General features: G+C 69.3%; 25 protein-coding genes. 10 read left to right on the top strand and 15 right to left on the bottom strand.

What is annotated here, in order from left to right:
- Window positions 1-12: 12 nt before the first annotated feature.
- From GBB76_RS11055 to uraD, 4 genes are read left to right on the top strand one after another with little or no spacing between them, the layout of a single operon-like run.
- Window positions 13-834: a xanthine dehydrogenase family protein subunit M gene (locus GBB76_RS11055; RefSeq protein WP_152303351.1), complete on the top strand. Its 822-nt coding sequence runs from the start codon at window positions 13-15 to the stop codon at window positions 832-834.
- Window positions 831-3,557 carry a molybdopterin cofactor-binding domain-containing protein gene (locus tag GBB76_RS11050; RefSeq protein ID WP_152303350.1) on the top strand — a complete coding sequence of 909 codons (2,727 nt, stop codon included), beginning with the start codon at window positions 831-833 and terminating at the stop codon, window positions 3,555-3,557. The genes GBB76_RS11055 and GBB76_RS11050 overlap by 4 nt, the downstream gene beginning before the upstream one ends.
- Complete coding sequence (gene guaD / locus GBB76_RS11045) at window positions 3,554-4,906, top strand: guanine deaminase (RefSeq protein WP_202911080.1); 1,353 nt, start codon at window positions 3,554-3,556, stop codon at window positions 4,904-4,906. The genes GBB76_RS11050 and guaD overlap by 4 nt, the downstream gene beginning before the upstream one ends.
- A 7-nt stretch (window positions 4,907-4,913) precedes the next feature.
- Window positions 4,914-5,801: a 2-oxo-4-hydroxy-4-carboxy-5-ureidoimidazoline decarboxylase gene (gene uraD, locus GBB76_RS11040; protein ID WP_371716937.1), complete on the top strand. Its 888-nt coding sequence runs from the start codon at window positions 4,914-4,916 to the stop codon at window positions 5,799-5,801.
- A 27-nt stretch (window positions 5,802-5,828) separates the two neighbouring features.
- Here the strand turns inward: uraD and GBB76_RS11035 are convergent, their stop codons facing one another.
- The 6 genes from GBB76_RS11035 to GBB76_RS11010 all read right to left on the bottom strand — a co-directional run bounded on the left by GBB76_RS11035 (window position 5,829) and on the right by GBB76_RS11010 (window position 10,965).
- Window positions 5,829-6,035 (bottom strand): hypothetical protein, encoded by a 207-nt coding sequence (locus GBB76_RS11035; protein WP_152303348.1) that lies wholly within the window; start codon window positions 6,033-6,035, stop codon window positions 5,829-5,831.
- A 151-nt stretch (window positions 6,036-6,186) separates the two neighbouring features.
- Window positions 6,187-6,726 (bottom strand): flavin reductase, encoded by a 540-nt coding sequence (locus tag GBB76_RS11030; protein ID WP_152303347.1) that lies wholly within the window; start codon window positions 6,724-6,726, stop codon window positions 6,187-6,189.
- A gap of 75 nt (window positions 6,727-6,801) precedes the next feature.
- Complete coding sequence (locus tag GBB76_RS11025; protein ID WP_152303346.1) at window positions 6,802-8,115, bottom strand: NtaA/DmoA family FMN-dependent monooxygenase; 1,314 nt, start codon at window positions 8,113-8,115, stop codon at window positions 6,802-6,804.
- A gap of 5 nt (window positions 8,116-8,120) precedes the next feature.
- Window positions 8,121-8,957 (bottom strand): ABC transporter ATP-binding protein, encoded by an 837-nt coding sequence (locus GBB76_RS11020; protein WP_152303345.1) that lies wholly within the window; start codon window positions 8,955-8,957, stop codon window positions 8,121-8,123.
- Window positions 8,958-9,776 carry an ABC transporter permease gene (locus tag GBB76_RS11015; protein ID WP_152303344.1) on the bottom strand — a complete coding sequence of 273 codons (819 nt, stop codon included), beginning with the start codon at window positions 9,774-9,776 and terminating at the stop codon, window positions 8,958-8,960.
- 109 nt (window positions 9,777-9,885) lie between these two features.
- A complete protein-coding gene (locus GBB76_RS11010) occupies window positions 9,886-10,965 on the bottom strand; it encodes a putative urea ABC transporter substrate-binding protein (RefSeq protein ID WP_152303343.1) in 1,080 nt (359 codons plus the stop codon).
- Window positions 10,966-11,101: 136 nt separating this feature from the next.
- Here GBB76_RS11010 and GBB76_RS11005 point away from each other — a divergent pair, with 136 nt between their 5' ends.
- Together GBB76_RS11005 and GBB76_RS11000 are read left to right on the top strand one after the other, a co-directional pair.
- Complete coding sequence (locus GBB76_RS11005; RefSeq protein ID WP_152303342.1) at window positions 11,102-11,734, top strand: TetR/AcrR family transcriptional regulator; 633 nt, start codon at window positions 11,102-11,104, stop codon at window positions 11,732-11,734.
- A gap of 120 nt (window positions 11,735-11,854) precedes the next feature.
- On the top strand, window positions 11,855-12,070 hold the full coding sequence (locus tag GBB76_RS11000) for a hypothetical protein (protein WP_152303341.1): 216 nt from the start codon (window positions 11,855-11,857) through the stop codon (window positions 12,068-12,070).
- A gap of 82 nt (window positions 12,071-12,152) precedes the next feature.
- Here the strand turns inward: GBB76_RS11000 and GBB76_RS10995 are convergent, their stop codons facing one another.
- From GBB76_RS10995 to GBB76_RS10980, 4 genes are all read right to left on the bottom strand, one after another.
- Window positions 12,153-13,595, bottom strand: coding sequence for an NAD-dependent succinate-semialdehyde dehydrogenase (locus GBB76_RS10995; protein ID WP_152303340.1), 1,443 nt, complete (start codon window positions 13,593-13,595; stop codon window positions 12,153-12,155).
- Window positions 13,596-13,694: 99 nt separating this feature from the next.
- Window positions 13,695-14,171: a VOC family protein gene (locus GBB76_RS10990; protein WP_152303339.1), complete on the bottom strand. Its 477-nt coding sequence runs from the start codon at window positions 14,169-14,171 to the stop codon at window positions 13,695-13,697.
- Between the two features lie 4 nt (window positions 14,172-14,175).
- On the bottom strand, window positions 14,176-14,535 hold the full coding sequence (locus GBB76_RS10985) for a DUF1428 domain-containing protein (protein WP_152303338.1): 360 nt from the start codon (window positions 14,533-14,535) through the stop codon (window positions 14,176-14,178).
- A gap of 36 nt (window positions 14,536-14,571) precedes the next feature.
- On the bottom strand, window positions 14,572-14,997 hold the full coding sequence (locus tag GBB76_RS10980; RefSeq protein ID WP_152303337.1) for a VOC family protein: 426 nt from the start codon (window positions 14,995-14,997) through the stop codon (window positions 14,572-14,574).
- Between the two features lie 128 nt (window positions 14,998-15,125).
- On the opposite strand from GBB76_RS10980, the gene GBB76_RS10975 reads away from it, so the two are divergent.
- Window positions 15,126-15,833: a helix-turn-helix domain-containing protein gene (locus GBB76_RS10975; protein WP_152303336.1), complete on the top strand. Its 708-nt coding sequence runs from the start codon at window positions 15,126-15,128 to the stop codon at window positions 15,831-15,833.
- A gap of 84 nt (window positions 15,834-15,917) precedes the next feature.
- Here GBB76_RS10975 and GBB76_RS10970 read toward each other — a convergent pair whose 3' ends face one another.
- From GBB76_RS10970 to GBB76_RS10960, 3 genes are all read right to left on the bottom strand, one after another.
- Entirely contained in the window at window positions 15,918-16,700 is a 783-nt protein-coding gene (locus GBB76_RS10970) for a Bax inhibitor-1/YccA family protein (RefSeq protein WP_152303335.1), read from the bottom strand.
- Between the two features lie 163 nt (window positions 16,701-16,863).
- Complete coding sequence (locus GBB76_RS10965; RefSeq protein ID WP_152303334.1) at window positions 16,864-19,464, bottom strand: ABC transporter permease; 2,601 nt, start codon at window positions 19,462-19,464, stop codon at window positions 16,864-16,866.
- A gap of 8 nt (window positions 19,465-19,472) precedes the next feature.
- Window positions 19,473-20,207 (bottom strand): ABC transporter ATP-binding protein, encoded by a 735-nt coding sequence (locus tag GBB76_RS10960; protein ID WP_152303333.1) that lies wholly within the window; start codon window positions 20,205-20,207, stop codon window positions 19,473-19,475.
- Between the two features lie 163 nt (window positions 20,208-20,370).
- Here GBB76_RS10960 and GBB76_RS10955 point away from each other — a divergent pair, with 163 nt between their 5' ends.
- The 3 genes from GBB76_RS10955 to GBB76_RS10945 all read left to right on the top strand — a co-directional run bounded on the left by GBB76_RS10955 (window position 20,371) and on the right by GBB76_RS10945 (window position 24,300).
- Window positions 20,371-20,961 (top strand): arylesterase, encoded by a 591-nt coding sequence (locus GBB76_RS10955; protein ID WP_152304839.1) that lies wholly within the window; start codon window positions 20,371-20,373, stop codon window positions 20,959-20,961.
- A 138-nt stretch (window positions 20,962-21,099) separates the two neighbouring features.
- Window positions 21,100-23,145 (top strand): acyltransferase family protein, encoded by a 2,046-nt coding sequence (locus tag GBB76_RS10950; protein ID WP_152303332.1) that lies wholly within the window; start codon window positions 21,100-21,102, stop codon window positions 23,143-23,145.
- Between the two features lie 111 nt (window positions 23,146-23,256).
- A complete protein-coding gene (locus GBB76_RS10945) occupies window positions 23,257-24,300 on the top strand; it encodes an aldo/keto reductase (protein WP_152303331.1) in 1,044 nt (347 codons plus the stop codon).
- A gap of 63 nt (window positions 24,301-24,363) precedes the next feature.
- Here GBB76_RS10945 and GBB76_RS10940 read toward each other — a convergent pair whose 3' ends face one another.
- Entirely contained in the window at window positions 24,364-24,774 is a 411-nt protein-coding gene (locus GBB76_RS10940) for a DNA-binding transcriptional regulator (protein WP_152303330.1), read from the bottom strand.
- A 73-nt stretch (window positions 24,775-24,847) separates the two neighbouring features.
- Entirely contained in the window at window positions 24,848-25,861 is a 1,014-nt protein-coding gene (locus GBB76_RS10935) for an ABC transporter substrate-binding protein (RefSeq protein ID WP_152303329.1), read from the bottom strand.
- Window positions 25,862-25,944 lie beyond the last annotated feature (83 nt).

Genomic DNA, 25,944 nt, shown 5'->3' with positions numbered 1-25,944 from the left:
GAGATGCTGCCCATGGACCTGAATGCCGTCACCGCCGTGCTGCGGCCGGGCGGGCGCGAGGAATTGCCGGCCCGGCAGGCCGGCGACGCCTGGCTCGGCGGCGGCACCTGGCTGTTCTCCGAGCCGCAGCCGGCGTTGCGCCGCCTGATCGATCTCTCCGGGCTCGGCTGGACGCCGCTGCGTGCCGACGGGGAGGGCCTGACCATCGCCGCCACCTGCACGATCGTGACGCTCTACGGCTTCGAGCCGCCGCCGGGCTGGCGCGCGGCCGCGCTGATATCGGAGTGCTGCCGCTCCTTCCTGGCCTCCTTCAAGATCTGGGGCATGGCGACCGTGGGCGGCAATATCTGCCTCGCCCTGCCCGCCGGGCCGATGATCTCGCTGGCCGCCGCGCTGGACGGGGTGTGCGTGGTGTGGACGCCCGAGGGGGGCGAGCGGCGGGTGAAGGTGATCGACTTCGTGCGCGGCCCGCGCGACACGGCGCTGGAGCCGGGCGAATTGCTGCGGGCCATCGAACTGCCGGCCGCGGCGCTGGCCCGCCGGGCCGTCTTCCGCCGCGCCTCGCTGACCCCGCTGGGGCGCTCGGGCGTGCTGCTGATCGGCACGCTGGACGCGGCGGGCTTCGCCCTCACCGTCACCGCCTCGACGCGGCATCCGGTCCGCCTCGACTTTCCCGCCCTTCCCGGCCGTCTGGCGCTGGCCGAGCGGATCGCCTCGGCGATTCCCGTCGACCTCTATTATGACGACGTGCATGGGGCGCCGGACTGGCGCCGCCACATGACCGCCGTGCTTGCCGAGGAAATTCGTGAGGAACTTGCGGAGGCGGACGGATGAAGCTGACCGTCAACGGCCAGCTGTACGATATCGAGCCGCGCCCCGGCCAGTGCCTGCGCACGCTGCTGCGCGAACTGGGCTGGTTCGGCGTGAAGAAGGGATGCGACGCCGGCGACTGTGGCGCCTGCACGGTGCATCTGGACGGGCGGGCGGTGCATAGCTGCCTCACCCCGGCCTTCCGCGCCGAGGGGGCGACGGTCACCACCATCGAGGGGCTGGCCGAGACCGTGGCCGGCGAGGGGCTGCATCCCATGCAGCAGGCCTTTCTTGCCGCGCAGGGGTTCCAGTGCGGCTTCTGCACCGCCGGCATGCTGATGACCGCCGCCGTGCTCGACCAGGGCCAGAAGGCGGAACTGCCGGTCGCCCTCAAGGGCAATCTGTGCCGCTGCACCGGCTACCGGGCCATCGCCGACGCCATTGACGGCATCGCCGCCGTCGAGCCGGACCGGGCGGGCGCGGCGGCCGGGCGCAGCCTGCCGGCCCCGGCGGGCCCCGGCATCGTCACCGGCCGCGCCCGCTACACCATGGACGTGGCGCCGGAGGGCGAACTCGCCGGCCTGCTGCACCTGAAGCTGCTGCGCTCGCCGCATCCCCATGCCCGCATCCTCTCCATCGACACGACGGCGGCGCGGGCGGTGCCCGGCGTGGTCGCGGTGCTGACCCATGAGGACGCGCCTCGCCGGCTGTTCTCCACCGCGCGCCACCATCACCCGACCGACGATGCCGACGACACACGCGTGCTCGATCCGGTGCTGCGCCATGTCGGCCAGCGCGTCGCCGCCGTGGTGGCCACCAGCGAGGCGGCGGCCGAGGCGGGCTGCGACGCGCTGCGGGTCGACTACGAGATACTACCGGCGGTGTTCGACCCCGAGCAGGCGATGGCGCCCGGAGCGCCGCTCGTGCATGGCGAGAAGGGGTCGGCATCGCGCATCGCCGATCCGGCGCGGAACCTCGCCGCCGAACTGCACGGCCATGTCGGCGACGTCGAGGCGGGGTTCGCGCAGGCCGATGTGATCCACGAGGCGACCTATGAGAGCCAGCGTGTGCAGCACGCGCATCTGGAGACGCATGGCTGCATCGGCTGGACGGACGCCGAGGGCCGGCTGAACATCCGCTCGTCGACGCAGACGCCGTTCCTCACCCGCGACGCGCTGGCCGCGCTCTACGACCTGCCGCGCGAGGGCGTGCGCGTCGTCGCCGAGCGTGTTGGCGGCGGCTTCGGTGGTAAGCAGGAAATGCTGACCGAGGACATCGTGGCGCTGGCGGTGAGGAAGACCGGCCGTCCGGTGAAGCTGGAATTCACCCGCAACGAGCAGTTCGGCGCCTCCACCAGCCGCCATCCGATGAAGGTGACGCTGAAGATCGGCGCCACGCGGGAGGGCCGGCTGACCGCCATCTCCATGCGGATGCTGCTGAACACCGGCGCCTATGGCAACCATGCCGGCGGCGTGCTGTTCCACGGCTCGGGCGAGTGCATCGCGCTCTATCGCTGCCCGAACAAGAAGGTGGACGGCTATTCCGTCTACACCCACACGCTGCCGAGCGGCGCCTTTCGCGGCTACGGGCTGAGCCAGACCAATTTTGCCGTCGAATCCGCCATGGACGAGCTGGTGCACAAGCTCGGCATCGATCCGTTTGAATTTCGCCGGCTAAATGTCGTGGTGCCGGGCGATGCGATGATCTCCACCACCGAGGAGGAACACGACGTCGAGATGGGCAGCTACGGGCTCGACCAGTGCCTCGACGCGGTGGAGGCGGCGCTGGCGCGGCCGGCGCCGGTGAACCTGTCGGAGGACTGGATGATCGGGCGCGGCGTGGCGGCGGCGATGATCGACACCATTCCTCCGCGCGGCCATGTCGCGCAGACCCGGCTGAGCCTCACGCCGCAGGGGCGCTACGCGCTGCGCACCGGCACGGCGGAGTTCGGCAACGGCACCACGACGGTGCATGCGCAGATCGCCGCGACGCTGCTCGGCGCCCGCGCCAGCCAGATCGACATAGACCAGTCCGACACCGCCCATGTGGCGCACGACACCGGCGCCTATGGCTCCACCGGCACGGTGGTGGCGGGCGAGGCGACCCGCCGCGCCGCCGAGGCGCTGGCCGGGGCGATCCGCAGCGCCGCTGCCGCGCGGCTCGGCGGGGTGCCGGAGCAATGCCGCATCGAGCCGGAGGCGGTGGTCGCGGGAGCCGGGCGAATCGCGCTGGCCGACCTCGCGCCGCTGGAGGCGGTGGGCGATGCCGACGGCTCGCCGCGTTCGGTCGCCTTCAACGTGCAGGGCTTCGAGGTGGCGGTGCACCGGCGCTATGGCGAGATCCGCATCCTGCGCTCGGTGCACGGGGCGGACGCCGGCACGGTCATCAATCCCATGCAGTGCCGGGGGCAGGTCGAGGGCGGCGTGGCGCAGGCGATCGGCGCCGCGCTCTATGAGCGGCTGATCATGGATGAGGCGGGCGCCGTGGCCAATGCGAGCTTCCGCAGCTACCACATCCCCGCCTTCGCCGATGTGCCGCGCACCGTGGTGTTCTTCGCCGCGACGCATGACAGCGTGGGGCCGCTCGGCGCCAAATCGATGAGCGAGAGCCCCTACAACCCGGTGGCGGCGGCGCTGGCCAACGCGATCTTCGACGCCACCGGCGTGCGCCTGCGCGCCACGCCCTTCATGGCCGACAAACTCTATGCGCGGCTGCCCGATCAGGCCGGCAAGGAGACGGGGCAATGAGCGCGGCGGGGGGAACGATCGTCCTGCGCGGGCCGGCGGCGACGCTGGTGGGCAACCCGTTCGAGCAGCCCTCGCGCGCCTGCCTCGCCACTCACGAGGACGCGCTGGTGGTGATCGAGGGCGGCATCGTCCGCGCCTTCGGCCCTTATGCCGAATTGAAGGACAGCGTGCCGGAGGGGGCCGAGACGTATCACTATCCCGGCCACCTGATCGTGCCGGGCTTCATCGACACCCATGTGCATTTCCCGCAATTGCAGATGATCGGCGCCTATGGCGCGCAATTGCTGGAATGGCTCGACACCTACACCTTCCCGGCCGAGATGAGCTTCGCCGATGCCGGCCATGCGGCGCGGGTGGCGCGCCTGTTTCTGCGCGAATTGCTGCGCGCGGGCACCACGACGGCGGTGGTCTACTGCACCGTGCATCCGCATTCGGTGGACGCGTTCTTCGCCGAGTCCGAGCGGTTCAACACCCGCATGATCGCCGGCAAGGTGCTGATGGACCGCAACGCCCCGGCGGCGCTGCTCGATACCGCCCAACGTGGCTATGACGAGAGCCTGGCGCTGATCGGGCGCTGGCATGGGCGCGGGCGCCAGCTCTACTGCGTGACGCCGCGCTTCGCGCCGACCTCCACCGAGGCGCAACTCGACGCCGCCGGCGCGCTGCTGAAGACCCGCGACGGCCTCTTTCTGCAGACCCATCTGTGCGAGAATCCCGGCGAGGTGGAATGGGTGCGCGAGCTGTTTCCCGCCCGCGCCTCCTATCTCGACGTCTACGCCCATGCCGGGCTGGTGGGTCCGGGCTCGGTGTTCGGCCATGCCGTGCACATGCATGAGGGCGATTTCTGCACCTGCCACGCCGGCGGGGCGGCGCTGGCGCATTGCCCGACCTCGAATCTCTTCCTCGGCAGCGGGCTGTTCCGCCTGTTCGACGCGGTGGACCCGCGCCGGCCGGTGAAGGTCGGGCTCGGCACGGATGTGGGCGGGGGCACCTCGCTCTCGCAGCTCCAGTCGCTCAACGAGGCCTACAAGGTCGCCGCGCTCACCGGCCGCAAGCTCGACGCCGTGCAGGGCTTCTATCTCGCGACACTCGGCGGCGCCCGCGCGCTCGGGCTCGAGGGAACGCTCGGCCGGCTGGCGCCGGGATATGAGGCCGACATCTGCGTGCTCGACCCGCAGGCGACGGCGCTGATGGCCTTCCGCGCCGGCTATTGCGCCTCGATCGAGGAACTGCTGTTCATGCTGATGACGCTGGGTGACGACCGCGCCGTGCGCGCGACCTATGTCGCCGGCTCCCGCGTCTACGACCGCGCCCGCGCGGGCGATCCCTTCCTCCCTGCGGCTTCCTGAGGTGCCCGTGTCCGACCGCATCAGCCTCGACGATCTCAACGGACGCGACCGGGCCGGCTTCATCGCCGCGCTGGGCGACATTTTCGAGCACACGCCCTGGGTGGCGGAAGGCGCCTATGCCCGCCGCCCCTTCGCGACGGTGGCGGCACTGCACGAGGCGATGATGGGCGTGGTGCGCGCGCGCACCGAGGCCGAGCAGGCCACCTTCGTCGCCGTCCATCCCGATCTCGCCGGCAAGGCCGCGCGGGCCGGCGCGATGACGGCAGCGTCGGTGTCCGAGCAGGCGGGCCTCGGCCTCGACCGGCTCTCCGAGGAGGAGTACGGCCGCTTCGAGGCGCTGAACACCGCCTATCGCGAGCGGTTCGGCTTTCCCTTCGTGATCTGCGTGCGGCGGCAGACGCGCGACGCCATTCTCGACGCCTTCGAGCGGCGGCTGGCCCATGAACGGGCGGAGGAACTCGCCGCCGCGCTGGCCGAGATCGGCCACATCACCCGGCTGCGTCTGGTCGAGCGGGTCGACGGGCCGGGTGCGCCGGAGGTCGTCGGGCGGCTGTCGACCCATGTGCTCGACACCCACAAGGGCGGGCCGGCCGCCGGGGTGGGGATCGATCTCTACGAGGTGGGCGCCTCCGGCCGGGCGCTGCTGCGGCAGGCCACGACCAATGAGGACGGGCGCACCGACGCGCCGCTGATAGCCGGCGCGCCACTGCGGATCGGCACCTATGAGCTGGTGTTCCAGATGGGCGCCTATTTCGCCGCGCGCGGGCTCGACCTGCCCGAGCGGCCCTTTCTCGACGCTGTGCCGATCCGTTTCGGCATCGCCGAGCCGGAAGGGCATTATCACGTGCCGCTGGCGGTCACGCCGTGGAGCTACTCGACCTATCGCGGAAGCTGACCCCTTGAGCCGCGCGGCGCGGGTCGGTCAGCGATGGGCGTAGGAATTGATCAGCGACTGCCAGCGAATGGCGGCGTCGCCGTTGGAGGCGGCGGAATTGTTCGGCTGGCTGGGCAGCTTCTGCCGCTGCTCCCACGGAAAGGGCGAGCGCGGCTGGTTCTGCGCCATGGCGGCGAAGGGAACGGCGAGGCCGGCCCCGAGCGCGGCAAGCGCGATGATCTTCCTGTAGGCCATGATGGCGTTCCTCGACACAGCGGCCCCCCGGCTCGCCTCCACACCATTCACCTACTACGCCGGGCCGGCGCTCACATCTGTGCTAGCGCCTAGGGGGATCACCGCATGTTGAAGCGTCCGGGCCGGGCGATGCCGGGCTGCGGGGCCGCGTTCAGCCCTCGGGGGCGCCGGCGACCGTGTGGTAGCGGCGGCTGAAATAGATCAACCCCTCGCGCGCGCCGCCCTCGGCGAGGCCGACCACCTCGCAGAACAGCACGTCGTGCGTGCCGACCTCGACCGTGCGCACGATGCGGCAGTCGAAGGCGACCACCGCCCCGGCCAGCATCGGCGCGCCGGTGGCGGAGGAACACCATTGCCCAAGGGCGAAACGCTCCTCCGGCGCGGTGCGCCCGCCGAACAGGTTGGACAGTTCCTCATGGCCGGCGGCCAGCGTGTTGACGCAGACGACGCCGTTGGCGTGCACGGCGCTTGCCGCCGACGAGCCCTTGTTGAGGCAGACCAGCAGGGTCGGCGGTGAATCGGTGACGGAACACACCGCCGAGGCGGTGAAGCCGTGCCGCCCCGCCGGGCCGTCGGTGGTGACGATGTTCACGGCCGCGCCGAGGCGGGCCATGGCATCGCGGAACTGCTGCCGCGTGACCGGAAGGCCGGGAGCAGCCGACACGCCGTCGGCCGGCGAGCATTGACCCATACCCTTCTCCTTCGTGCCGGAACGTGAGCCGGCAAAATTGAGGGGCGCGGCGCTGGGGCCGCGTCCCTTCGCGGATCAGAATTCGCGCAGATTGTCGCGCAGAAGCTGGTGCTTGTACTCGGTGCGGGTGAGGCCGCGGCGCTGAAGCTCCGGCACCAGCCCGTCGACGATCTCGGTGATGTAGCGGCGCGAGACACGCAGCACCGGCGTGGTGATGAGGAAACCGTCGCCGCCGACCTCCTCCATCGCGTCGCCCATCTTCTGCGCCACCTGCGCCGGGGTGCCGATCAGCTCCAGCGAGGAGACGAGGCCACCGCCGCCATCGGCCGCGAGCTGGCGCAGCGTCTTGCCGGAGCCCCATTGCTGGAACTTGTCGAGCGTGCCGGATTCGCCGTTCGTCACCAGCTTCTCGGGCAGCGGCTTGTCGACGTCGAACCGGGCGAAGTCGATCTCGGTGATGGCGGAGATCGAGATCAGCACGTCGGTGACGAAATTGTCCGACATGGTGATGTGCTCGTAGCGCTGGCGGGCCTCCGCCTCGGTTTCGCCGAGGCTCGGCGTGATGCAGAAGAACACCTTGATGTCGTCCGGGTTGCGGCCGATCTTGGCGGCGCGCGCGCGGATGTCGGCGCGGAACTCCTTCATCCCCTCGACGCCGTTCGCCACCGAGACGATGGCGTCGGCGTGCTGGGCGGCGAAGTCGCGCCCGCGCGGCGAGGCGCCGGCCTGCAGGTAGACCGGGCGACGCTGCGGCGAGGGCACCGTGTTGAGCGGGCCGCGCACCTGATAGAAGCGGCCCTTGTGGTCGACCGTGTGGACCTTGGAGCCATCGGCATAGATGCCGTTCTCGCGGTCGAGCACCACGGCGTCCGGATCCCAGCTGTCGAACAGCTTGCCGACCACCTCCATGTATTCGTCGGCCATGGCGTAGCGGTCCTCGCGCGGAGGCAGCCTGTCCATGCCGAAATTCTTGGCCATCAGGTCTTCGGCCGAGGTGACGACGTTCCAGCCGAAGCGGCCCTTGGTCAGGCTGTCGATGGTGGAGGACAGGCGCGCCAGCATGAAGGGCGGGTAGGCCATGGTCGACATGGTGGCGACGACGCCCAGATGGCGCGTCGCCATGCCCATCGCCACCGCCAGCGGGGCGGGATCGGCCTTCGGCACCATCATGGCGTGCTTGAGCGAGAGGTCGCGCGAGGCGCCGTAGGTTTCCGGCACCATCAGCTTGTCCTCGATCATGATGAGATCGAAGCAGGCGCGCTCAAGGCTCTGCGCCATCTCGATGTAGAACTGGCCGTCCCAGGGATAGCCGCCCTGTCCGAAGGGTTCGCGCCACTCGTCGGGGGTGAAGTTCATGAACCAGGCGAGATGGAAACGCTTGTCGGCCATGTCAGTCAGTCCTTCACAAGAGCCGGGACGGGCGAGCCGTCCGCGGGTACGGAGTTGCCGGAGAGAAGGGCGAGGCGCGCCCTCTCGCGCTCGGCTTCGAACAGGCGGGAATCCCGCATGCTGCGGCACTTGGCTTCGAAGTCGGAGACGATGGTGGCGCCGAAGCGTTCTGGCGCCTGCGGGTCCCTGCGCGGACGGTCGACCGCGATGACCCGGGTGCCGAGCAGGAAGGCTTCGGGCAGATCGTGCGTGACCATGACGATGGTCATGCGGTTCTCCTCCCACAGCTCGCCGACCAGCTCGTGCATCGACTTGCGGGTGCCGGGATCGAGCGCGCCGAAGGGCTCGTCGAGCAGCAGCACCTTCGGCTTCATGATCAGCGCCTGCGCCAAAGCCAGGCGCTGCTGCATGCCGCCGGAAAGCTGGGCGGGGTATTTCTGCGCGTGCTCGGCAAGGCCCACGCGGGTGAGCAGCGCCATGGCCTGCTCTTCCAGCGCGCGGCGGCGGGCGCCGAAGAAGCGCCCGAGGATCGGCGCGCCGGCCCATTGCGGACCCATCATCACATTGCCCAGCACAGTTCTGTGCGGGAACACCGAGTAGCGCTGGAACACGACGCCGCGGTCGACGGTGGGCTCGGTGGCGATCGGCTCGCCGTCGATCAGGATGCGTCCGCGCGTGGGCAGCTCCTGCGAGAGCAGCATGCGCAGCATGGTGGTCTTGCCGACGCCGGAGGGGCCGATGATGACGAGGAATTCGTGATCGTCGAGCGCGAGGTTGACGCGCTCCAGCACGACCCGCTCGTCATATTCCTTCCAGATGTTCTCGAAGACGATCGTGGTCATTCAGGCCGCCTTGATCTGGTCCCAGGGATAGGCGGCGGCCGCCAGGCGGCGCAGCGCGTAATCCATGATGAAGGCGAGAAGGGTGATCCAGGCGACATAGGGCAGGATCACGTCCATCGCGAGATAGCGGCGCACCAGGAAGATGCGGTAGCCGAGGCCGCCCTCGGCGGTGATCGCCTCGGCGGCGATGACGAAGAGCCAGGCGGCGCCGAGCGAGAGCCGCACCGAGTCGATCAGGCGCGGCATGACCTGCGGCAGCACCACGCCGGTGATCATCTGCCAGGTCGAGGCGCCGAGCGTCTGCGCCTTGATGATCTGCTCGTTGGGGATGGCGGAGACCCGCAGCATCACGTCGCGGATGATGAAGGGCGCGATGCCGAAGACGATGAGCACGATCTTCGAGGCCTCGCCGAGGCCGAACAGGATGAACAGGATCGGCAGCACCGCCAGCGGCGGGATCAGCGAGAAGGCGGCGAAGAAGGGCTCGAAGGTGGAGCGAAGATAGGGAATGAAGCCGACCAGGATGCCGAGCACCAGCCCGAGCAGCGCCGAGATGCCGAGGCCGACGAAGAGCCGCCACAGGCTCAGCCAGGTGTCCCACCACAGCAGATACTGCTTGGTGGCGACGTCGATGGTGGTCGCCATGCGCACGATGGTCGCCCAGAAGGCGGCGAAGCTTGGCATCAGCTTGTCGGCCGGCTCAACCGCCAGTCGCGCATTCGAAGCCAGCATATAGGCCGCGATCATCACCACGAAGGGCAGGATGGCGAGGATGATCCGGACACCCGGGCGGGGCGCATAGTTGATCAGGCGGCGCATGGGTTTTCCCTGAGCGACGTTCCGGGCGGGTGGCGCGGATGGGGGGAGAGCGGCACGCCGGACGGGGGGGCGCAATGTCCGGCGTGCCGCCTCCGGCGGCGGGGGAAGCCTAGAGCTTGCCGTCCGCCGCGTCCTTGGTGAAGGTCGCGTTGACCCTCATCTTGATGTTGGCCTTGTCGCCGAGGACGGTGCCGTCGGCGACCTCGATGCCGATCGTGTCGACGCTGGTGGCGCCCTGGCCGAACAGGCCCTGCTGGAAGCAGAAGGTGCGGATGCTGTCCCAGATCTTCTCGTTCTCGGGCGAGAGCAGGAAGCTGGCCGCCTCGGCCGGGGTGTAGAAGAAGTGGGTGGTGTCGAGCTGGGCCTGCAGGCCGCCCGCATCGGTGCCCATGGCGCTGGTCATCACCGCGCGCATCTCCTCGCCCTTCGGGCCGCCGGCCTTGAGGGTGCCGAGCGCCTCGTACCAGGCGCCGACGACGGCCTTGGCGAAGGCGGGGTTGTCCTTCAGCGTCTGCGTGTTGCCGATGAACACGTCCATGATCTCGCCGGGGATCTTCGAGGAGTCGAAGAGGTTGGTGGTGCCGGCGACCTTGAGCATGTCCTCGGTCAGCGGCTTCCACGACACGGCGTGCTTCATGTCGGGCTGCGAGACGAAGGCGGCGGAGATTTCCGCGTCGGAGATGTTCACCGCCTTGGCGGCGGTGGGATCGTTAATGCCGGCCTGCTGCAGCGCGCGGTTCAGCAGATAGTGCGAGACCGAGTACTGGAGCAGGTAGACGTCCTGCCCGGCGAGTTCCTTCACCGTCTTGGCGGTCTTGGAGACGACGATGTCGTTGCCGTTCGAATAGTCGGTAATGAGGAAGATGGAGGTGTCGACACCGCCGGCGGCCGGCATGGTCAGGCCGTCCATCGAGGCCACGCCCACCGCGTCGATCTCGCCGGCGATGAACTGGTTGATCGAGCCGACATAGTCGTTGGCCTGGATGATATCGACCTCGATGCCGTATTTGTCGGCCCACTTCTTCATGATGCCGGACGACTTGAGGTAGGCGAACGGCATGAAGCCGATATAGACGGTGTAGGCGACCTTGAAACTCTTCTTGGGGGCCGCCTGTGCCCCGGGCATCCCCGCGAGGGTGGCGGCGGCGAGGCCGAGGATAATGGCAGCAGCCCTGAATATGCGCGTCATGAGGAGTGGCTCCGGTCGCTGAATTGGCTGGACCGGGCTATTAAACGGTGACTTAATATCGTCTGCAAGCCCAACAAATGGGCACGCTTAGCATATGAGCAAGGCAGAAAATTCCGTACAATTACGGAGGAAACGCATGACTGCACGACCCGCGCGCAAGCGCCTCCAGCCGGCCGAGCGGCGGGCGATGATTCTCGAGGAAGCGTTGAGACTGTTCGCCGAGCGCCATTTCTCGGTGGTCACGGTGCGCGACATCGCCATGGTCTGCGACATCAATGTCGGCCTGCTCTACCACTACTTCGCCAACAAGGACGACCTGGTGCGCAGCGCGCTCGGCTACGCCATCGAGCAATTGATGGCGGGCTATGAGGCACGCCGCCCGGTCGATACCGAGCCGCTCTCGGACATTCTCGCCTGGCTCGACATCCATATGGAGCTTGCCCCGACGCTGGCGCTGATGGTCAAGCTGATGTCGGACTATGCCAGTTCCTCGCTGCGCGACGAGGAGCTCGACGGGCTGATCGCCGGCTTCTACGGCCGCGAGAAGATCCTGCTGGAGGGCGCGCTGCGGCGCGGGGTCGAGGGCGGGCGCTTCGCCCCGGTCGACATCGCGCGCACGGCACGCCGCATCGGCTTGATGCTGGACGGGATCTTCTATGCCTCGGCGAGCCGTGGCGACGACCGCATCGTTGCCGACATTGCCGACCTCGCCGATTTCGTGCGCGACCTGCTCGGCGCCGAGGCGCCGGCGCACGCCAGCATGGGATAGCGGGCGGTCCGCCGCAGCGTGAGCCCGCTCCGGGCCGGTTCCGCCGTTCTGTCCACGCAAGCGCATTTCTGTGTCCACTAGTGCACGCTGCGAGGCGCGCAGCTGTGCTAGAGGGCATTTATGCGTGAGACAGAAGAGACAGCCCGGCGGATATGCGCGCTCGACCTGCGCGCCAGCGGCATTGCCGACAGCGCAATTCCCGCGCTGGTCGAGCGGTTCTGGCCGGTTCTCGCCAACGAGATCCGCCAGGGCGTGACGGTCGGCGACTGGTCGTTCGCCGCCGAGGAGATCGCGCGGCTGACGCAGGAATATCGCAGCCTGATCGGCGGGCGCTGACGGCCCGTCATGGGGCGTACCTTGTCCCCCGTCATCGAGGGCGGGCACGCCGACGGCGCACCCGCTCCCCGGGCCGGACGGCTTACAGGCCGATGCAGACGTATTTCAGGTCGAGATACTCGTCGAGGCCGTACTTCGAGCCCTCGCGGCCGATGCCGGATTCCTTCACGCCGCCGAAGGGCGCCACTTCCGTCGTGATGACGCCGGCATTGATGCCGACCTGCCCGTAGCGCAGCGCCTCGGAGACGCGGAAGGCGCGGCCGAGATCGCTCGTGTAGAAATAGCAGGCGAGGCCGAACTCGGTGTCGTTGGCGAGCTTCACCGCCTCCGCCTCGGTCTCGAAGCGGAACACCGGGGCGACCGGCCCGAAGATTTCCTCGCGGGCGAAGTTCATCTGCGCCGTGGCGTCGGCGATGACGGTCGGCTGGAAGAACTGGCCGCCGCGCGCGTGGCGCGCGCCGCCGGTGACGACCCGGCCGCCCTTGGCGAGGGCGTCGGCGACGAAGCTCTCGGTCTTGGCGACCGCCTTGTCGTCGATCAGCGGTCCCTGCACCACGCCGTCCTCGAGGCCGGGGCCGACCTTGAGCGCGGCGGAAGCGGCGGCCAGCCGCTCGACGAAGGCGTCGTAGATGCCGGCCTGGGCGTAGAAGCGGTTGGCGCAGACGCAGGTCTGGCCCGAATTGCGGTACTTGGAGGCGATGGCGCCCTCCACCGCCTTGTCGAGATCGGCATCGTCGAAGACGAGGAAGGGGGCGTTGCCGCCGAGTTCCATCGACACCCGCTTCACCGTGTCGGCGGCCTGCTTCATCAGGATCTTGCCGATCGGCGTCGAGCCGGTGAAGGTGATCTTGCGCACCGCCGGGTTGGCGGTGAGTTCGCCGCCAATGGCCGAGGCCGAGCCGGTGAGGATGTTGACGACGCCGGCGGGGTAGCCGACCTGCTCGGCCAGCACGCCCCAGGCGAGGCCCGAATAGGGGGTCTGCGTCGCCGGCTTCACCACCGAGGTGCAGCCCGTCGCCAGCGCCGGGCCGATCTTGCGGGCCAGCATGGAGGAGGGGAAGTTCCACGGCGTGATGGCCGCGACCACGCCCACCGGCTGGCGGGTGACGAGGATGCGCCGCTCGCCCCAGGGGGAGGGGATCACGTCGCCATAGGCGCGGCGGGCCTCCTCGGAGAACCACAGCACATAGGCGGCGCTGGCGCCGACCTCGCCCATGGATTCGGCCAGCGGCTTGCCCTGCTCGACGGTGAGCAGCTCGGCGAGCGCGCGCTGATTGTCCATGATGGCGGCGTGGAGCCGGCGCAGCAGCCGGGCGCGCTCGTCGGCGGTGGTGTGCGAGAAGCTCTCGAAGGCCGCATCGGCGGCCGCGATGGCGCGGCGGGTCTCGGCGGCGCCGGCATTCGGCACGGTGCCGATGACCTCGCCGGTCGCCGGGTTCGTCACCTCGATGGTGCCGCCGCCATCGGCGGGCAGCCACTGGCCGCCGATGAAATTCGCCTCGCGCCTGAAATCCGCCCAGCTCATGGTCTGCCTCCGCAACGCATGGCGCCGGCCCTCATGGCCGGCGCCGGGTGAGGCTATGTAACGCCCGGGCCGGGCGGCGACAACGCCAGCGCGCGCGCATCAGCTGCGATGATAGGCGGCCTCCAGCGCGGCGATGTCGAGTTTCACCATGTCGAACATCGCCTCCATCACCCGCTTCGCGCGGGCGACGTCCGGGTCCTTGATCGCCTGGAGCAGCCAGCGCGGGGTGATCTGCCAGGACAGGCCGTAGCGGTCGGTGATCCAGCCGCACTGCACCGGCGTGCCACCCTCCGCGAACGCCGCCCACAGCCGGTCGATCTCGGCCTGGTCGTCGCAGGGGACGATCAGCGAGACGGCCGGGGTGAACGGATAGCGCGCGCCCCCGTTGAGCCCGAGATAGGGGGCGCCATTGAGGGTGAACTCCACCGTGATGACCTCGCCGGCCTTGGCGCCGGGCGTGTCGACGGGGGAGCGGTTGACGGTCTCGACCCGCGAATCCGACAGCAGCGACGTGTAGAGGCGCGCGGCCTCCTCCGCCTTGCCGTCGAACCACAGGCAGGTGCACAGCGGCGACATGGGCTCATTCCCGGCCGATATCGACGATGGGCGCGAAGCCGCCGAAGATCATGCGCTGGCCGTCGAAGGGCATGTCGGTCATCTCCTTCATGCGCGGGTCCTCCATGAAGCCCTTCATGCCGGCGTCGCGGACCTCCCGCGAGGGCCAGACGATCCAGGAGAACACCACGGTTTCCTCCGGTGTCGCCTGCACGGCGCGGCGGAAATCCGTCACCTTGCCGTCGGGCACGTCGTCACCCCAGGCCTCGACGAGGCGCAGCGCGCCATGGTCCATGAAGATCGGCGCCGCCCGCTCGGCCATGGCGCGGTAGGCGTCCTTCTTGTCGGTTGGCACGGCAACCACGAATCCGTCGATGTAGCTCATGATATCCTCGCGTCTCGTCTTGGCGGTGAAGCGGTGTCAGGATGCGTTTTCGGTGGCGGGCTCGACCGCCGCCATGTCCATCCAGAACGGTTCCCATACATGCCCGTCCGGATCCTCGAAGCTGCGCGAAAACATGAAGCCGAGATCCTGCGCCGGGCGGGGATCGGCAATGCCGCCGCCAGCGAGGGCGTCGGCCACGAGGGCGTCGACCGCCGCGCGGCTGTCCTGCGCGAGTGCCAGCAGCATGCCGGTCGTCGCATGCGAATCGGCGATCGGGCGCGGGGCGAAGCCGGCGAATTTCGGGTGTGTGAGCAGCATCACGAAGATGGTGTCGGAGAACACCATGCAGGCGGCAGTGTCGTCGGAGAATTGCGGGTTTCTCGTCGCGCCGATGGCCTCGTAGAAGGTAACGGCGCGGGGCAGGTCGCGAACCGGCAGGTTCACGAAGATCATCTTGGGCATCGGGTCTCCTCCGTCTGGCGTCTTCCATCGGGCCCGCCGGCCGTTCGTCCGGCGGGACTTCCACGCGGCCGTATTCCCTTGCGGCAAGGCGTTGACAGGAATAAGCGAGGTAGTTAGCAAAAACAACCATGTCGTTAATGAAAATAACTTATGGAACACCCGTACGTCGGCGATATGACGATGCCTGCGCCGCATCGCATGCGCTCGACCTCGTGGGCGAACGCTGGGCGCTTCTGGTGATGCGCGAACTGATGCTCGGCCCCAAGCGCTTCGGCGATATAAAGGCCGACCTGCCGGGCATCAGCGCCAACATCCTCACCCAGCGGCTGGAAGGGCTGGAGCGCGTCGGAATCCTGCGCCGCCGGAAGCTGCCGCCGCCCGCCTCGACGCAGGTCTATGAGCTGACCGAATGGGGCTATGAGAGCGAGCCGATTTTCCAGGTGCTGGGCCGCTGGGCGGCGCGCTCGCCGACGCACGACCCGACGCTGCACTTCGGCGCGGTCTCGATGATGCTGTCGCTGCGCACCATGCTGGACCCGGCCCTGGCGGCGGGGATGTCGGCGCGGATCGATCTCGTGATCGGGCGCGAGACCTTCCGCCTCACGCTGGCGGATGGCGCGATCGAGGCAGTGCGCGGGCGCCATGCGCAGGCGGACTTCACCTTCACCGGCGAGGCCGGCATCATCGCCGCCGCCGTTTATGGCGGGCAGTCGCTGGAGGCGCTGGAAGCGGCGGGGCTGCTGAAGCTGGAAGGCGACCGCGCGCTCGCCGCGCGCTTTCTCACCCTGTTCCCGCTGCCGCCCAAGGCGGAACTGCCGGCTGTCGAGGAAACCTGACGCGGCCGGGAGAGTGCGCGCCGGCCAACGAAAAAGCCCCGGCCGCGAGGCCGGGGCTTTTGTGTTTCGGGACGTTCCCGACGATCAGTTGTTCCGGTTGCCGAAGAGCTGGAGCAGCATCAGGAACAGGTTGATGAAGTCGAGATACAGCGTCAGCGCGCCCATGATGGCCTTGCGCCCGGCGACCACGTCGTCGTCGCCCGCGAAGTACATCTCCTTGATGCGCTGGGTGTCGTAGGCGGTGAGGCCGGCGAAGACGAGCACGCCCACCACCGAGATCACGAACTGCAGCATCGACGAGCCGAGGAAGATGTTCACCAGCGACGCGATGATGATGCCGAACAGGCCCATGATCAGGAACGAGCCCATGCCGGTCAGGCTGCGGCTCGTCGTGTAGCCGTACAGGCTCAGGCCGCCGAAGGCCGCCGCGGTGATGAAGAACACCCGGACGATGCTCTCATGCGTGTAGACTAGGAAGATGCTGGCCAGCGACACGCCGACGAGGCCGGCATAGAGCCAGAAGATGCCCTGCGCGGCGCCGACGCTCAGGCGGTCGACCCGGAAGCTGAGGAAGAACACGGCCGCCAGCGGCGCGAGCATCACCACCCAGCGCAGCGGGCTGGCAAACAGCGCGACGCCGAGATCGGTAAGGTAGACGCCCGGCGCGATCGCGGCCTGGGTCGGCACGTCGGAGACGGACAGCATGTAGATGCCGAGCGCCGCCGCGCCGGTGATGGCGAGGCCGAGCGTCATGTAGTTGTAGACGCGCAGCATGTAGGCGCGCAGGCCCTGGTCGATCTCGGCCTGCGTCCGCGCCGCCGTCGCCCCGAAGCGCGGCACGGAGACGTTGCGGTTAAAGTCGGACATGGTCGGATCCTCTCCCGATAATTCCGTTTCCCCTCCCGGTACCTGCCGGGGACCGGCGGCCGGATGGGCGATCAGCGCGAATATGAGGGGCGTAACGACTTGCCGCAAGTGAAGTTTGCGACAGGTTTGACGCTGCGGCAGCCGGTTTTGCCGGCCCGCCCGCTCACAGATTGCGCAGGATGCGCGCCGGTTTCTGCCCGAGCGCCCGCCAGGTGCCGATCAGCCCGAAGCCGACGGTGAGCACCAGCGCCACCGCCGCCGCGCCGACCGCCGCCCCCGTCGACCAGGCGAAGCCGAGCTTCATCACATAGACCACCACGACATAGGAAGCGGCGGCGCCGGCCCCCACCGCCACGACGGCGGTGACGAGGCCGAGCGCGGCATATTCGAGCGCGTAGGCCGCCACCAGCCTCGCGCGGGTGGCGCCCAGCGTCTTCAGCACCACGGCGTCGTAGACCCGGTGGTGCTGACCCGCCGCCAGCGCGCCGGCCAGAACCAGCACGCTCGACAGCAGGGTGACGAGGCTGGCGCCGCGTATGGCGGTGAGCAGGTTGCCGACGATCTCGCCGATCTGCACCAGCGCCTCCTTCACCCGCACCGAAGTGACGGCCGGGAACTGCGTCGCCACCGCCCGCCCGATGGCCCGCTCGGCGGCCGGGTCGCCGCCGTCGGGCAGAGTGAGGGTGGCGAGCGAGGTGTGCGGGGCGCCGGCGAAGGTGTTGGGCGAGAACACCATGACGAAGTTGATGGCGAGCCGCTCCCATTCCACCTGCCGCAGATTGGCGATGGTGGCGGTGATGGAGCGGCCGAGCACGTTCACCGTCACCTCGTCGCCGATCTTCAGCCCGAAGGCGTCGGCGATCTCGCGCTCGAAGGAGACTTGCGGCGGGCCGGCATAGTCGGCCGGCCACCAGTCGCCGGCGACGACGGTCGAGCCTTCCGGCACCGAGGCGGAATAGGTGATGCCGCGGTCGGAGGAGAGCACCCAGGCGAATTCCGGCGGCGGGGTGATGTCCTCGACCGGACGTCCGCCCATCGAGATGAGGCGTCCGCGCAGCATCGGCACCACCTCGACCTCGCCTTCCGGCGCCTGCTGGCGCAGCCATGAGGCGAAATGGTCGGTGTCGCTGTTCTGGATGTCGAGGAAGAAATAGCTCGGCGCCTCGGTCGGCAGGCGGGCGGAGAGCTCGCGGGTCAGGCTGCGGTCGATCAGCGCCAGCGTCACCAGCAGCGTCAGGCCGAGGCCGAGCGAGAGCACCACGGTTGGGGTCAGCGCCGCCGGCCGGTGGATGTTGGAGAGCGCGAGGCGCAGTGCGGTCGAGCGCGGGCGCGGCAGGCGGCGGGCCACCGCCATGATGCCGACGGCGACGAGGCGCAGCGTCACCAGCACCGCCGCTGCCGCGACGAGATAGTAGATCGCGATGCGTCGTTCCTCGGAAGCGGCGACGGCAAGCGCGGCGAGCGCCAGCACGGCGAGGCCGGTCGCCACGACATAGATGCGGCGCGGACGGCGGCGGGCATTCTCCACCTGCTCGCGGAACAGCGCCGACACCGGCACGTCATGGGCGAGCCCCAGCGGCCAGAGCGCGAAGGCGAGCGCGATCAGCCCGCCATAGGCGACGGCCAGCGCCAGCGCCGCCGGTTGCAGGCTCGGCTCGATCGGTATCGGCAGCAGATGGCCGAAGGCGGCGTTGGCGGCGAAGGGCAGGGCCGAGCCGACCACGGCGCCGATGGCGATGCCGACCAGCGCGATCAGCCCGACCTCGGCGAGATAGATGGAGAAGACGGTGATGCCCGGCGCGCCGAGGCTCTTGAAGGTGGCGATGACGCCGCGCTTGGCGTCGAGATGGCTCTTCACCGCATTGGCGACGCCGACGCCGCCGACCAGCAGGGCGGTCAGGCCGACGAGGGTCAGATATTCGGTGAACCGGCGCACATTGTTTTCGAGGCGCGGGGCGGCGGCCTCGCGGGTGCGGGTCTCGAAGCCGGCCTCCGGCGCGCCGTTCTGGACACGCTCGACATAGGCGGCAAGGCCGGACGGGTCGGCGAGCTTCACGCGGTACTGCCAGCGCACGAGGCTGCCGGGCTGGAGCAGGTTGGTCGCGCGCAGCGCGTCGAGCGAGACCATCAGCCGGGGGCCGAAGCCGATGCCGGTGGAGAGCGCGTCCGGCTCGCGCGCGATGGTGCCGCGCAGCACCAGCTCGGCGTCGCCGAGCCGGAAACGGTCGCCCGTCTTCAGCCCGAGCCGCTCGGCCAGCGCCGGATCGACCACCGCGCCGAACGCGTTGCCTTCGCGGGCGAGGGCGCCGGGCACCGCCTGCGGCGGGCTGAGTTCCAGTGCGCCCACCATCGGATAGGCGCCGTCGACCGCCTTCACCTCGGCGAGCGTGGCGTCGAGCCCCTCGCCGGTGCCTGCGCGTGCCATGGCGCGCAGCGTCGCGATGGTTGCGACGCGCCCGCCGGAGGCGATGAGCGCGTATTCCTGCGGGCTCGCCTCGCGCTGGACGAGGGAAAAGGCGGCATCGCCCCCCAGCAGCGTCGCCCCCTCGCGCGCCAGACCGTCGGTCAGCGCGCGGGAGAAGGCGCCGACGCCGGCGATGGACGCCACGCCGAGCGCGAGGCAGGCGAGGAACACCGCGAAGCCGCGCAGGCCGCCACGCAATTCGCGCAGGGCGAAGCGCAACGCCAGCGGCCCACGCCCGGAGCGGCGGGCGGCGGGCGCATGGCCGGCCCCGGCGGCGGCGGAAAGCTGTTCGGTGCTCATGTCGGTATTCATGCGGGAGACCCGGCGGTGGCCAGTTCCGCCGCGGCATCGGTCTCGACCGTGCCCGAGCGCAGCCGCACGGTGCGGTCGCAGCGCCGGGCCAGAGTCGCGTCATGGGTAACGATGACCAGCGTGGCGCCCCGGCGCGCCTGCGCCTCGAACAGCAGGTCCATGATCTGCCGGCCGGTCGCCTCGTCGAGATTGCCGGTCGGCTCGTCGGCGACGAGGATGCGCGGCTCCGGCGCCAGCGCGCGAGCCACCGCGACGCGCTGCTGCTCGCCGCCGGAAAGCTGGGCCGGATAATGGTCGAGCCGGTGGCCGAGGCCGACCGCCGTCAATTCGGCGGCGGCGCGCTCGAAGGCGTCGGCGCGGCCGGCCAGTTCCAGCGGCACCGCCACGTTCTCGACCGCCGTCATCGTCGGGATGAGGTGGAAGGCCTGGAAGACGATGCCGACATTGCGGCCGCGAAAGCGGGCGAGGGCGTCCTCGTCGAGCCCGGTCAGTTCCTGCCCGGCGACGCTGACACGCCCGGAATCGGCACGCTCCAGCCCGGCCAGCACCATCAGCAGGCTCGACTTGCCCGAGCCCGAGGGGCCGACGAGACCCACCGCCTCGCCCGGGGCTATGCTGAGCGAGACGCACTTGAGGATGTGCACGCGCGCTGCGCCGGTGCCGAGCGACAGCTCGACGTCATCGAGCTTCACGGCGAGCGGGGCGGTTTCGGACTGGGAATGAGGCGGCATGTCGTCCTGTGCGTTGATGGCGGGCCGGCGCGACGATCTCGCGGGCATCGCCTCTTTGCGGCCGGGAATTCCCGCAACATATGCTGCACTGCATCGCTTAGGGAAAGGTTCGGCCTTGTCACGATTGCTCCAGTTCCTGTTCGCCGCCGCCGCGCTTCTCGCCATGGCCGCCCCCGCGCGCGCCGAGCCGCTGCGCCTCGTCGCCCTTGGCGACAGCCTGACCGCCGGCTACGGCCTGCCGGCGGACAAGAGCTTCCCGGTCCGGCTGCAGGCGGCGCTGAAGGCGAAGGGACACGATGTCGTGATCGCCAATGCCGGCGTTTCCGGCGACACCACGACCGGCGGCCTCTCGCGGCTGGACTGGTCGGTGCCGGACGGGACCGATGGGGTGATCCTCGAACTCGGCGCCAATGACGCGCTGCGCGGGCTCGATCCGGCTATCCCCGAGAAGGCGCTCGGCGCCATTCTCGCGCGGCTGAAGCAGCGCGGCATTCCGGTGCTGCTCGCCGGCATGCGGGCGCCGCCCAATCTCGGCACCGACTACGCCGCCCGCTTCGATCCGATCTATCCGCGCCTCGCCGCGACCTATGGCGTGCCCCTCTACCCCTTCTATCTCGACGGCGTGGCCGGAAACACGAAGCTGAATCAGCCCGACGGCATCCACCCGACGGCGGAGGGGGTCGACGTCATCGTCGCCCATATCCTGCCGAGCGTGGAGAGCTTCCTGGCGACGCTGCCCGCGCGAACGAACTGAGCCGGGCAGGCGGCGCGGGGGCCGTCGCCGGCCGCCGAATTGGGTCAACAGTGTGGCGCGGTTGCGCTCGACGGGCGCGGAGATCGTGCTGTATGGAAGTGGTCCAGATGCACGATGGCCGCCCCGCGCTGAGACCCGATGAAATATCGTAGTGAGATTGACGGCCTGAGGGCCGTCGCCGTCGTCCCGGTCATCCTTTTTCACGCGGGCTTCGAAGTATTCGGCGGCGGATTCGTCGGTGTCGACGTCTTCTTCGTCATCAGCGGCTATCTGATCACGATCATCCTGCTCACCGAAATCGAGAAGGGTGAGTTCTCGATCGCGCGATTCTACGAGCGGCGGGCGCGGCGCATCTTGCCGGCGCTGTTCCTCGTCATGGCGGCCTGCATCCCCTTCGCCTGGCTCTGGATGATGCCGGACCAGCTCAAGGCCTTCGGCCAGAGCGTGGCGGCCGTCGTGTTCTTCGTCTCGAATTTCCTGTTCTGGCAGGAATCGGCCGGCTATTTCGCCCCGTCCGCCGAGCTGAAGCCGCTGCTGCATACGTGGAGCCTCGCGGTCGAGGAGCAGTATTACCTGCTGGCGCCGCTCAGCCTCGCGCTGCTGTGGCGCTTCGGCCGCCGGGTCGTCTTCTGGTCGGTCGTGGCGACGGCGCTGGCGAGCCTGCTGGCCACCGAATGGGGCTGGCGCTTCGCGGCGCGCGCGAATTTCTTCCTGCCGCAGTTCCGCGTCTGGGAACTGCTGGCCGGCTCCATCTGCGGTTTCATCGCCACCAGCCGGGCGCCCCGGCCGAACAATCTGCTCGGCGCCGCCGGGCTGGCGCTGATCGTCTTCGCCATCTTCGCCTATGACAAGGAAACGCCGTTTCCGAGCTTCTACGCCCTGGTGCCGGTGGTCGGGTCGGCGCTCATCCTGCTCTACGGGCAGAAGGGCACCCTCGTCGCCCGGGTGCTGTCGGCGCGGGCGCTGGTCGGCATCGGGCTGATCAGCTACAGCGCCTATCTCTGGCACCAGCCGCTGTTCGCCTTCGCGCGCATCCGTTCCATCGGCACGCCGCCCGAGGCGCTGATGCTGGCTCTGGCGGCGGCCTCGCTCATCCTCGCCTATTTCAGCTGGCGCTTTGTCGAGCAGCCCTTCCGGCGCGGGCCGGTGCCGCTGCTGCCGAGCCGGCGCGCGGTCTTCGCCGCCAGCGGCGCCGTGGGCGTGGTCTTCGCCGGCTTCGGCGCCTATGCCACCGTGACCAACGGCTTTCCGGGACGGCTGAAGGCCGCGCTGGCCGACCCGCGCTCGGTGGCCCTTCTGTCCTCGACCGAGATCAGCAAGCTGGGCGGCAAGTGCTACGGCGCCGAGCGCGTGAACACGACGCAGCCGGTCACGCTCTGCCCGATCTTCGAGCCGCCCGCGCCGAAGGCCCGCATCCTTGTCCTCGGCGACAGCCATTCCTATGCCCTGCTGCCCGCCTTCGCGCGGATCGGCGAGCAGGATGCGGTCTATCACATGGGCTATGGCGGCTGCCCGCCGATCGAGCGCGTCTCCGTCGCCGGGCAGGCCAAGGGCGTGTGCCAGGAAGTCGCGCGCCTGTCGCTGGAGGCGGCGCGCACGGGCGGCTTCGACCTCGTGGTGCTGGTGGCGCGGTGGGCGCTCTACACCGAGGGTCCCGACCGCCACGATTCCGCCCGTCCGGGTGCCAATTACTACCGGATCGCCGACGATGGCGCCACGAGCGCGCCGACCGTCGATTCGGCGCGCGAGACCTTCGCCCGCCGCATGACGCAGATCGCGGAGGAGTTCACGGCGCTGAAGATTCCGCTGCTGATCATCGAGCAGGCCCCGGTGCAGCCGGTGCTGCCGCGGCAGATCTTCGAGCAGGCGGCCCTGCAGGGGCGCGGCAGCGAAGTCGACGAGGCCCGGCTGAAGGAACTCGTCGTCCAGACATCGCCGACCGTCGACCCGGTGGGCGATGTGCGCCACTTCTCGCAGGAGGTGTTCGGCAAGCTGGCGGGGCCGGATGTCACCGTGCTCACGCTCAACCCGCAGTTCGAACAGGCCGGGCACTATGTCTGGGGCGACGGCAGCGGAAGCTACTACGCCGACCGCGACCATCTGTCGGTCTATGGCGCGGCGCATGTGACGGCGGCGGTCACCGCCGCCATCGAGGGCATTCTCGCCCGCGCGCCCGTGCGCTAGCCGGCGGCGGCACGCGGATACGTCGTCGCGGCTTTCCGTTCGGCAGCCTTGTGCGGGTGCGCGCCGCTGCCTATCGTCCCCCTTCCGTCGCAACCTTCCGAAAAGAACCCCATGCAGTACCGTCCGCTGGGCCGCACCGGCCTCGAGGTCAGCGCGATCTGTCTCGGCACCATGACCTACGGTCAGCAGAACACCGAGGCCGAGGGGCACGCGCAGCTCGACTACGCGCTCGACTGCGGCGTCAATTTTCTCGACACCGCCGAACTCTATTCCATCCCGCCCAGTCCCGAGACGCAGGGCTCGACCGAGCGCGTCATCGGCACCTGGCTCAAGGCGCGCGGCGGCCGCGACAGGGTGATCCTGGCGACCAAGGTCGTCGGCCTCACCGAGATGACCTGGTTTCGCGACGACGGCTCGCCCGGCCGGCCGACGCGGGTGCAGATCCGCGAGGCGGTGGAGAAGAGCCTGAAGCGGCTGCAGACCGACTATATCGACCTCTACCAGCTGCACTGGCCGGGCCGGCCGATGCGGTGGGGCTCCAACCCGACGCGCTGGCAGGCGCTGGCGGGCGAGGAGACGTCCATATCCGAGACCCTGGCCGCCTTCGACGAACTGGTGAAGGACGGCAAGATCCGTCATTTCGGCCTCTCCAACGAGAGCGCCTGGGGCACGATGAGCTTCCTTGCCGAGGCCGAGCGCACCGGCGGGCCGCGCGCGGTCTCGGTCCAGAATGCCTACAATGTTCTCAACCGCACCTATGAGACGGCGCTCGCCGAGGTGAGCCTGCGCGAACAGGTGAGCCTGCTCGCCTATTCGGCGCTGGCGCAGGGCTACCTGACCGGCAAATACCAGAAGGGCGCGCTCCCCGCCGGCGCGCGCACGACGCTGTTCCGGCGCGCCAACCGCTACCAGGTGCCGGGCGCGGAAGAGGCGATCGACGATTATCTCGCCATCGCCCACGACGCCGGGCTCGATCCCTCGCAGATGGCGATCGCCTTCTGCCTGACGCGCGACTTCATGACCTCGGTGATCATCGGCGCGACCTCGATGGATCAGCTCGTCGCCGATATCGGCGCGGCGGATGTCGCTTTGTCGGCCGAGGTGCTTGAGCGCATCGACGCGGTGCATCAGCGGCGCGGCAATCCCTGCCCCTGAGGGCCGGCGCGGCGGGGGTGCGCCGGAAACCGACGTGTCAGTAGGTTATTTGCCGGCTACCTATCACTCTGCCTCGTCGGGGGCGGGGGCGGCCGGTGCCGCGACCGCCGGCCCGAGCACCAGATCGTCGGCGGCATAACGCTCCAGCCGGCCGGGCAGGTAATAGATGTCCGAGACCGTGTCATGCTCGGCCACCGTCCAGAACGGGTCGGCGTCGCGGACCTGCACCCAGAGGAACCGGCTGACGTCCTGCCCGTCGCCGATGGCGGCCGCCTGGATCTCCGCCGTCATCTGCGGCGTGACGCCGCCGGCCTCGACCATGGCGGCGATCTGCGTGGCTACCGTGTCGGGGATCGGTTTGGCGCCGCTGCTCCAGCGCCTGCAGGTGCGGACGTCGACACCGAGGAGCCTGGCCATGGCGGCCGGCGATACATCCAGTGTCTCCAGGGCGGCCTTGAGTTCATCTGCGGTCATGTCGGTCGTGCCCTTGGGGAATACGAATGGCCGTCGGCGTCGACGGCCGGCGGCTTGCGGTCGGGTCTGTCGGCTACTGGCCCCTGGCCTTGGCGAGGAACGAGCCGTCGAAGGTTCGGGACAGGTCGATGCCGGAGGCGCCGAAGCTCGGATCGGTCGTCGTGAGCAGGTTGAGCGCGCTCTTCATGCTCGCCTCGCTGATGTCGCCATCGGTCGAATAGGCCTGGCGCGAGGCATTGAAGGCCTTGATGTAGAGCTCCTTGTCGCCCAGCCAGTATTCCTGCGGCACCGTCGCCGCGACCTGTTCCGGCGTCGCGGTCTCCAGCCATTTCAGCGTCTTGTAGAAGGCATTGGTGAGAGCCTGAACCGTGTTCGGGTTCTGCCGGATGAAGCTCTCCTTGAGATAGAGCACGGCCGCCGGGTTCATGCCGCCGAACACCTGCAGGGTCCCCTCGGTGGTGCGGGTGTCGACCAGAACCTTGATGGCGCCCATGTCCTCCAGCTTGGAGATGACGGGGTCGAGGTGGGAGATGACGTCGATCTCGCCCCTCTGCATGGCGGCGACGGCCGAGGGGCCGCTGCCCACGCCGATGAAGGAGGCGTCGTCGGGGTTCAGCCCGGCCTTTCGCATCAGGTACTGCACGAGAATATAGGTCGATGAGCCCGGCGCGGTGACGCCGATCTTCGCCCCCTTGAAGTCCGCGACGGAGCGGAGGGTGTCGGCCTTGTCCTTGCGCACCGCGACGACGATGCCGGGATAGCGGCCGAGGTCGATGACCGCCCGCACGTCCTGCTTCTTCTCCTGCATGCGGATGGTGTGCTCATAGGCGCCGGCCACGGCGTCGACGGAGCCGCCGATGAGCGCCTGCAGCGACTTGGAACCGCCGCCGAAATCGCTGATCTCGACGGTCAGTCCCTCGTCCTTGAAGTAGCCGAGGCGTTCGGCCAGCGTCAGGGGGAGATAGTACAGCAGCGGTTTGCCGCCGACGCCCAGCGCCAGGTTGGGCTTTTCGACCTCGCCGGCCCGCGCGGCGCCGAAGGCGGAAATGAGAAGGCCGGCTGCGAGCAGCAGAGCGCGCATCTTCATGGTGTTCCTCCCGTTCTTTTCGAGTTATCGGCCTGTTCTAGCGGTGCCCGGGGCGGCGGCAAGGGGCGGCGGCAAGGGCACGC

Origin of the sequence: Ancylobacter sp. TS-1 (assembly GCF_009223885.1) — a bacterium.
Lineage (GTDB): Bacteria > Pseudomonadota > Alphaproteobacteria > Rhizobiales > Xanthobacteraceae > Ancylobacter.
The sequence above is the reverse complement of the archived record's forward strand: the minus strand, read 5'-3'. Positions and strand labels throughout refer to the sequence as shown.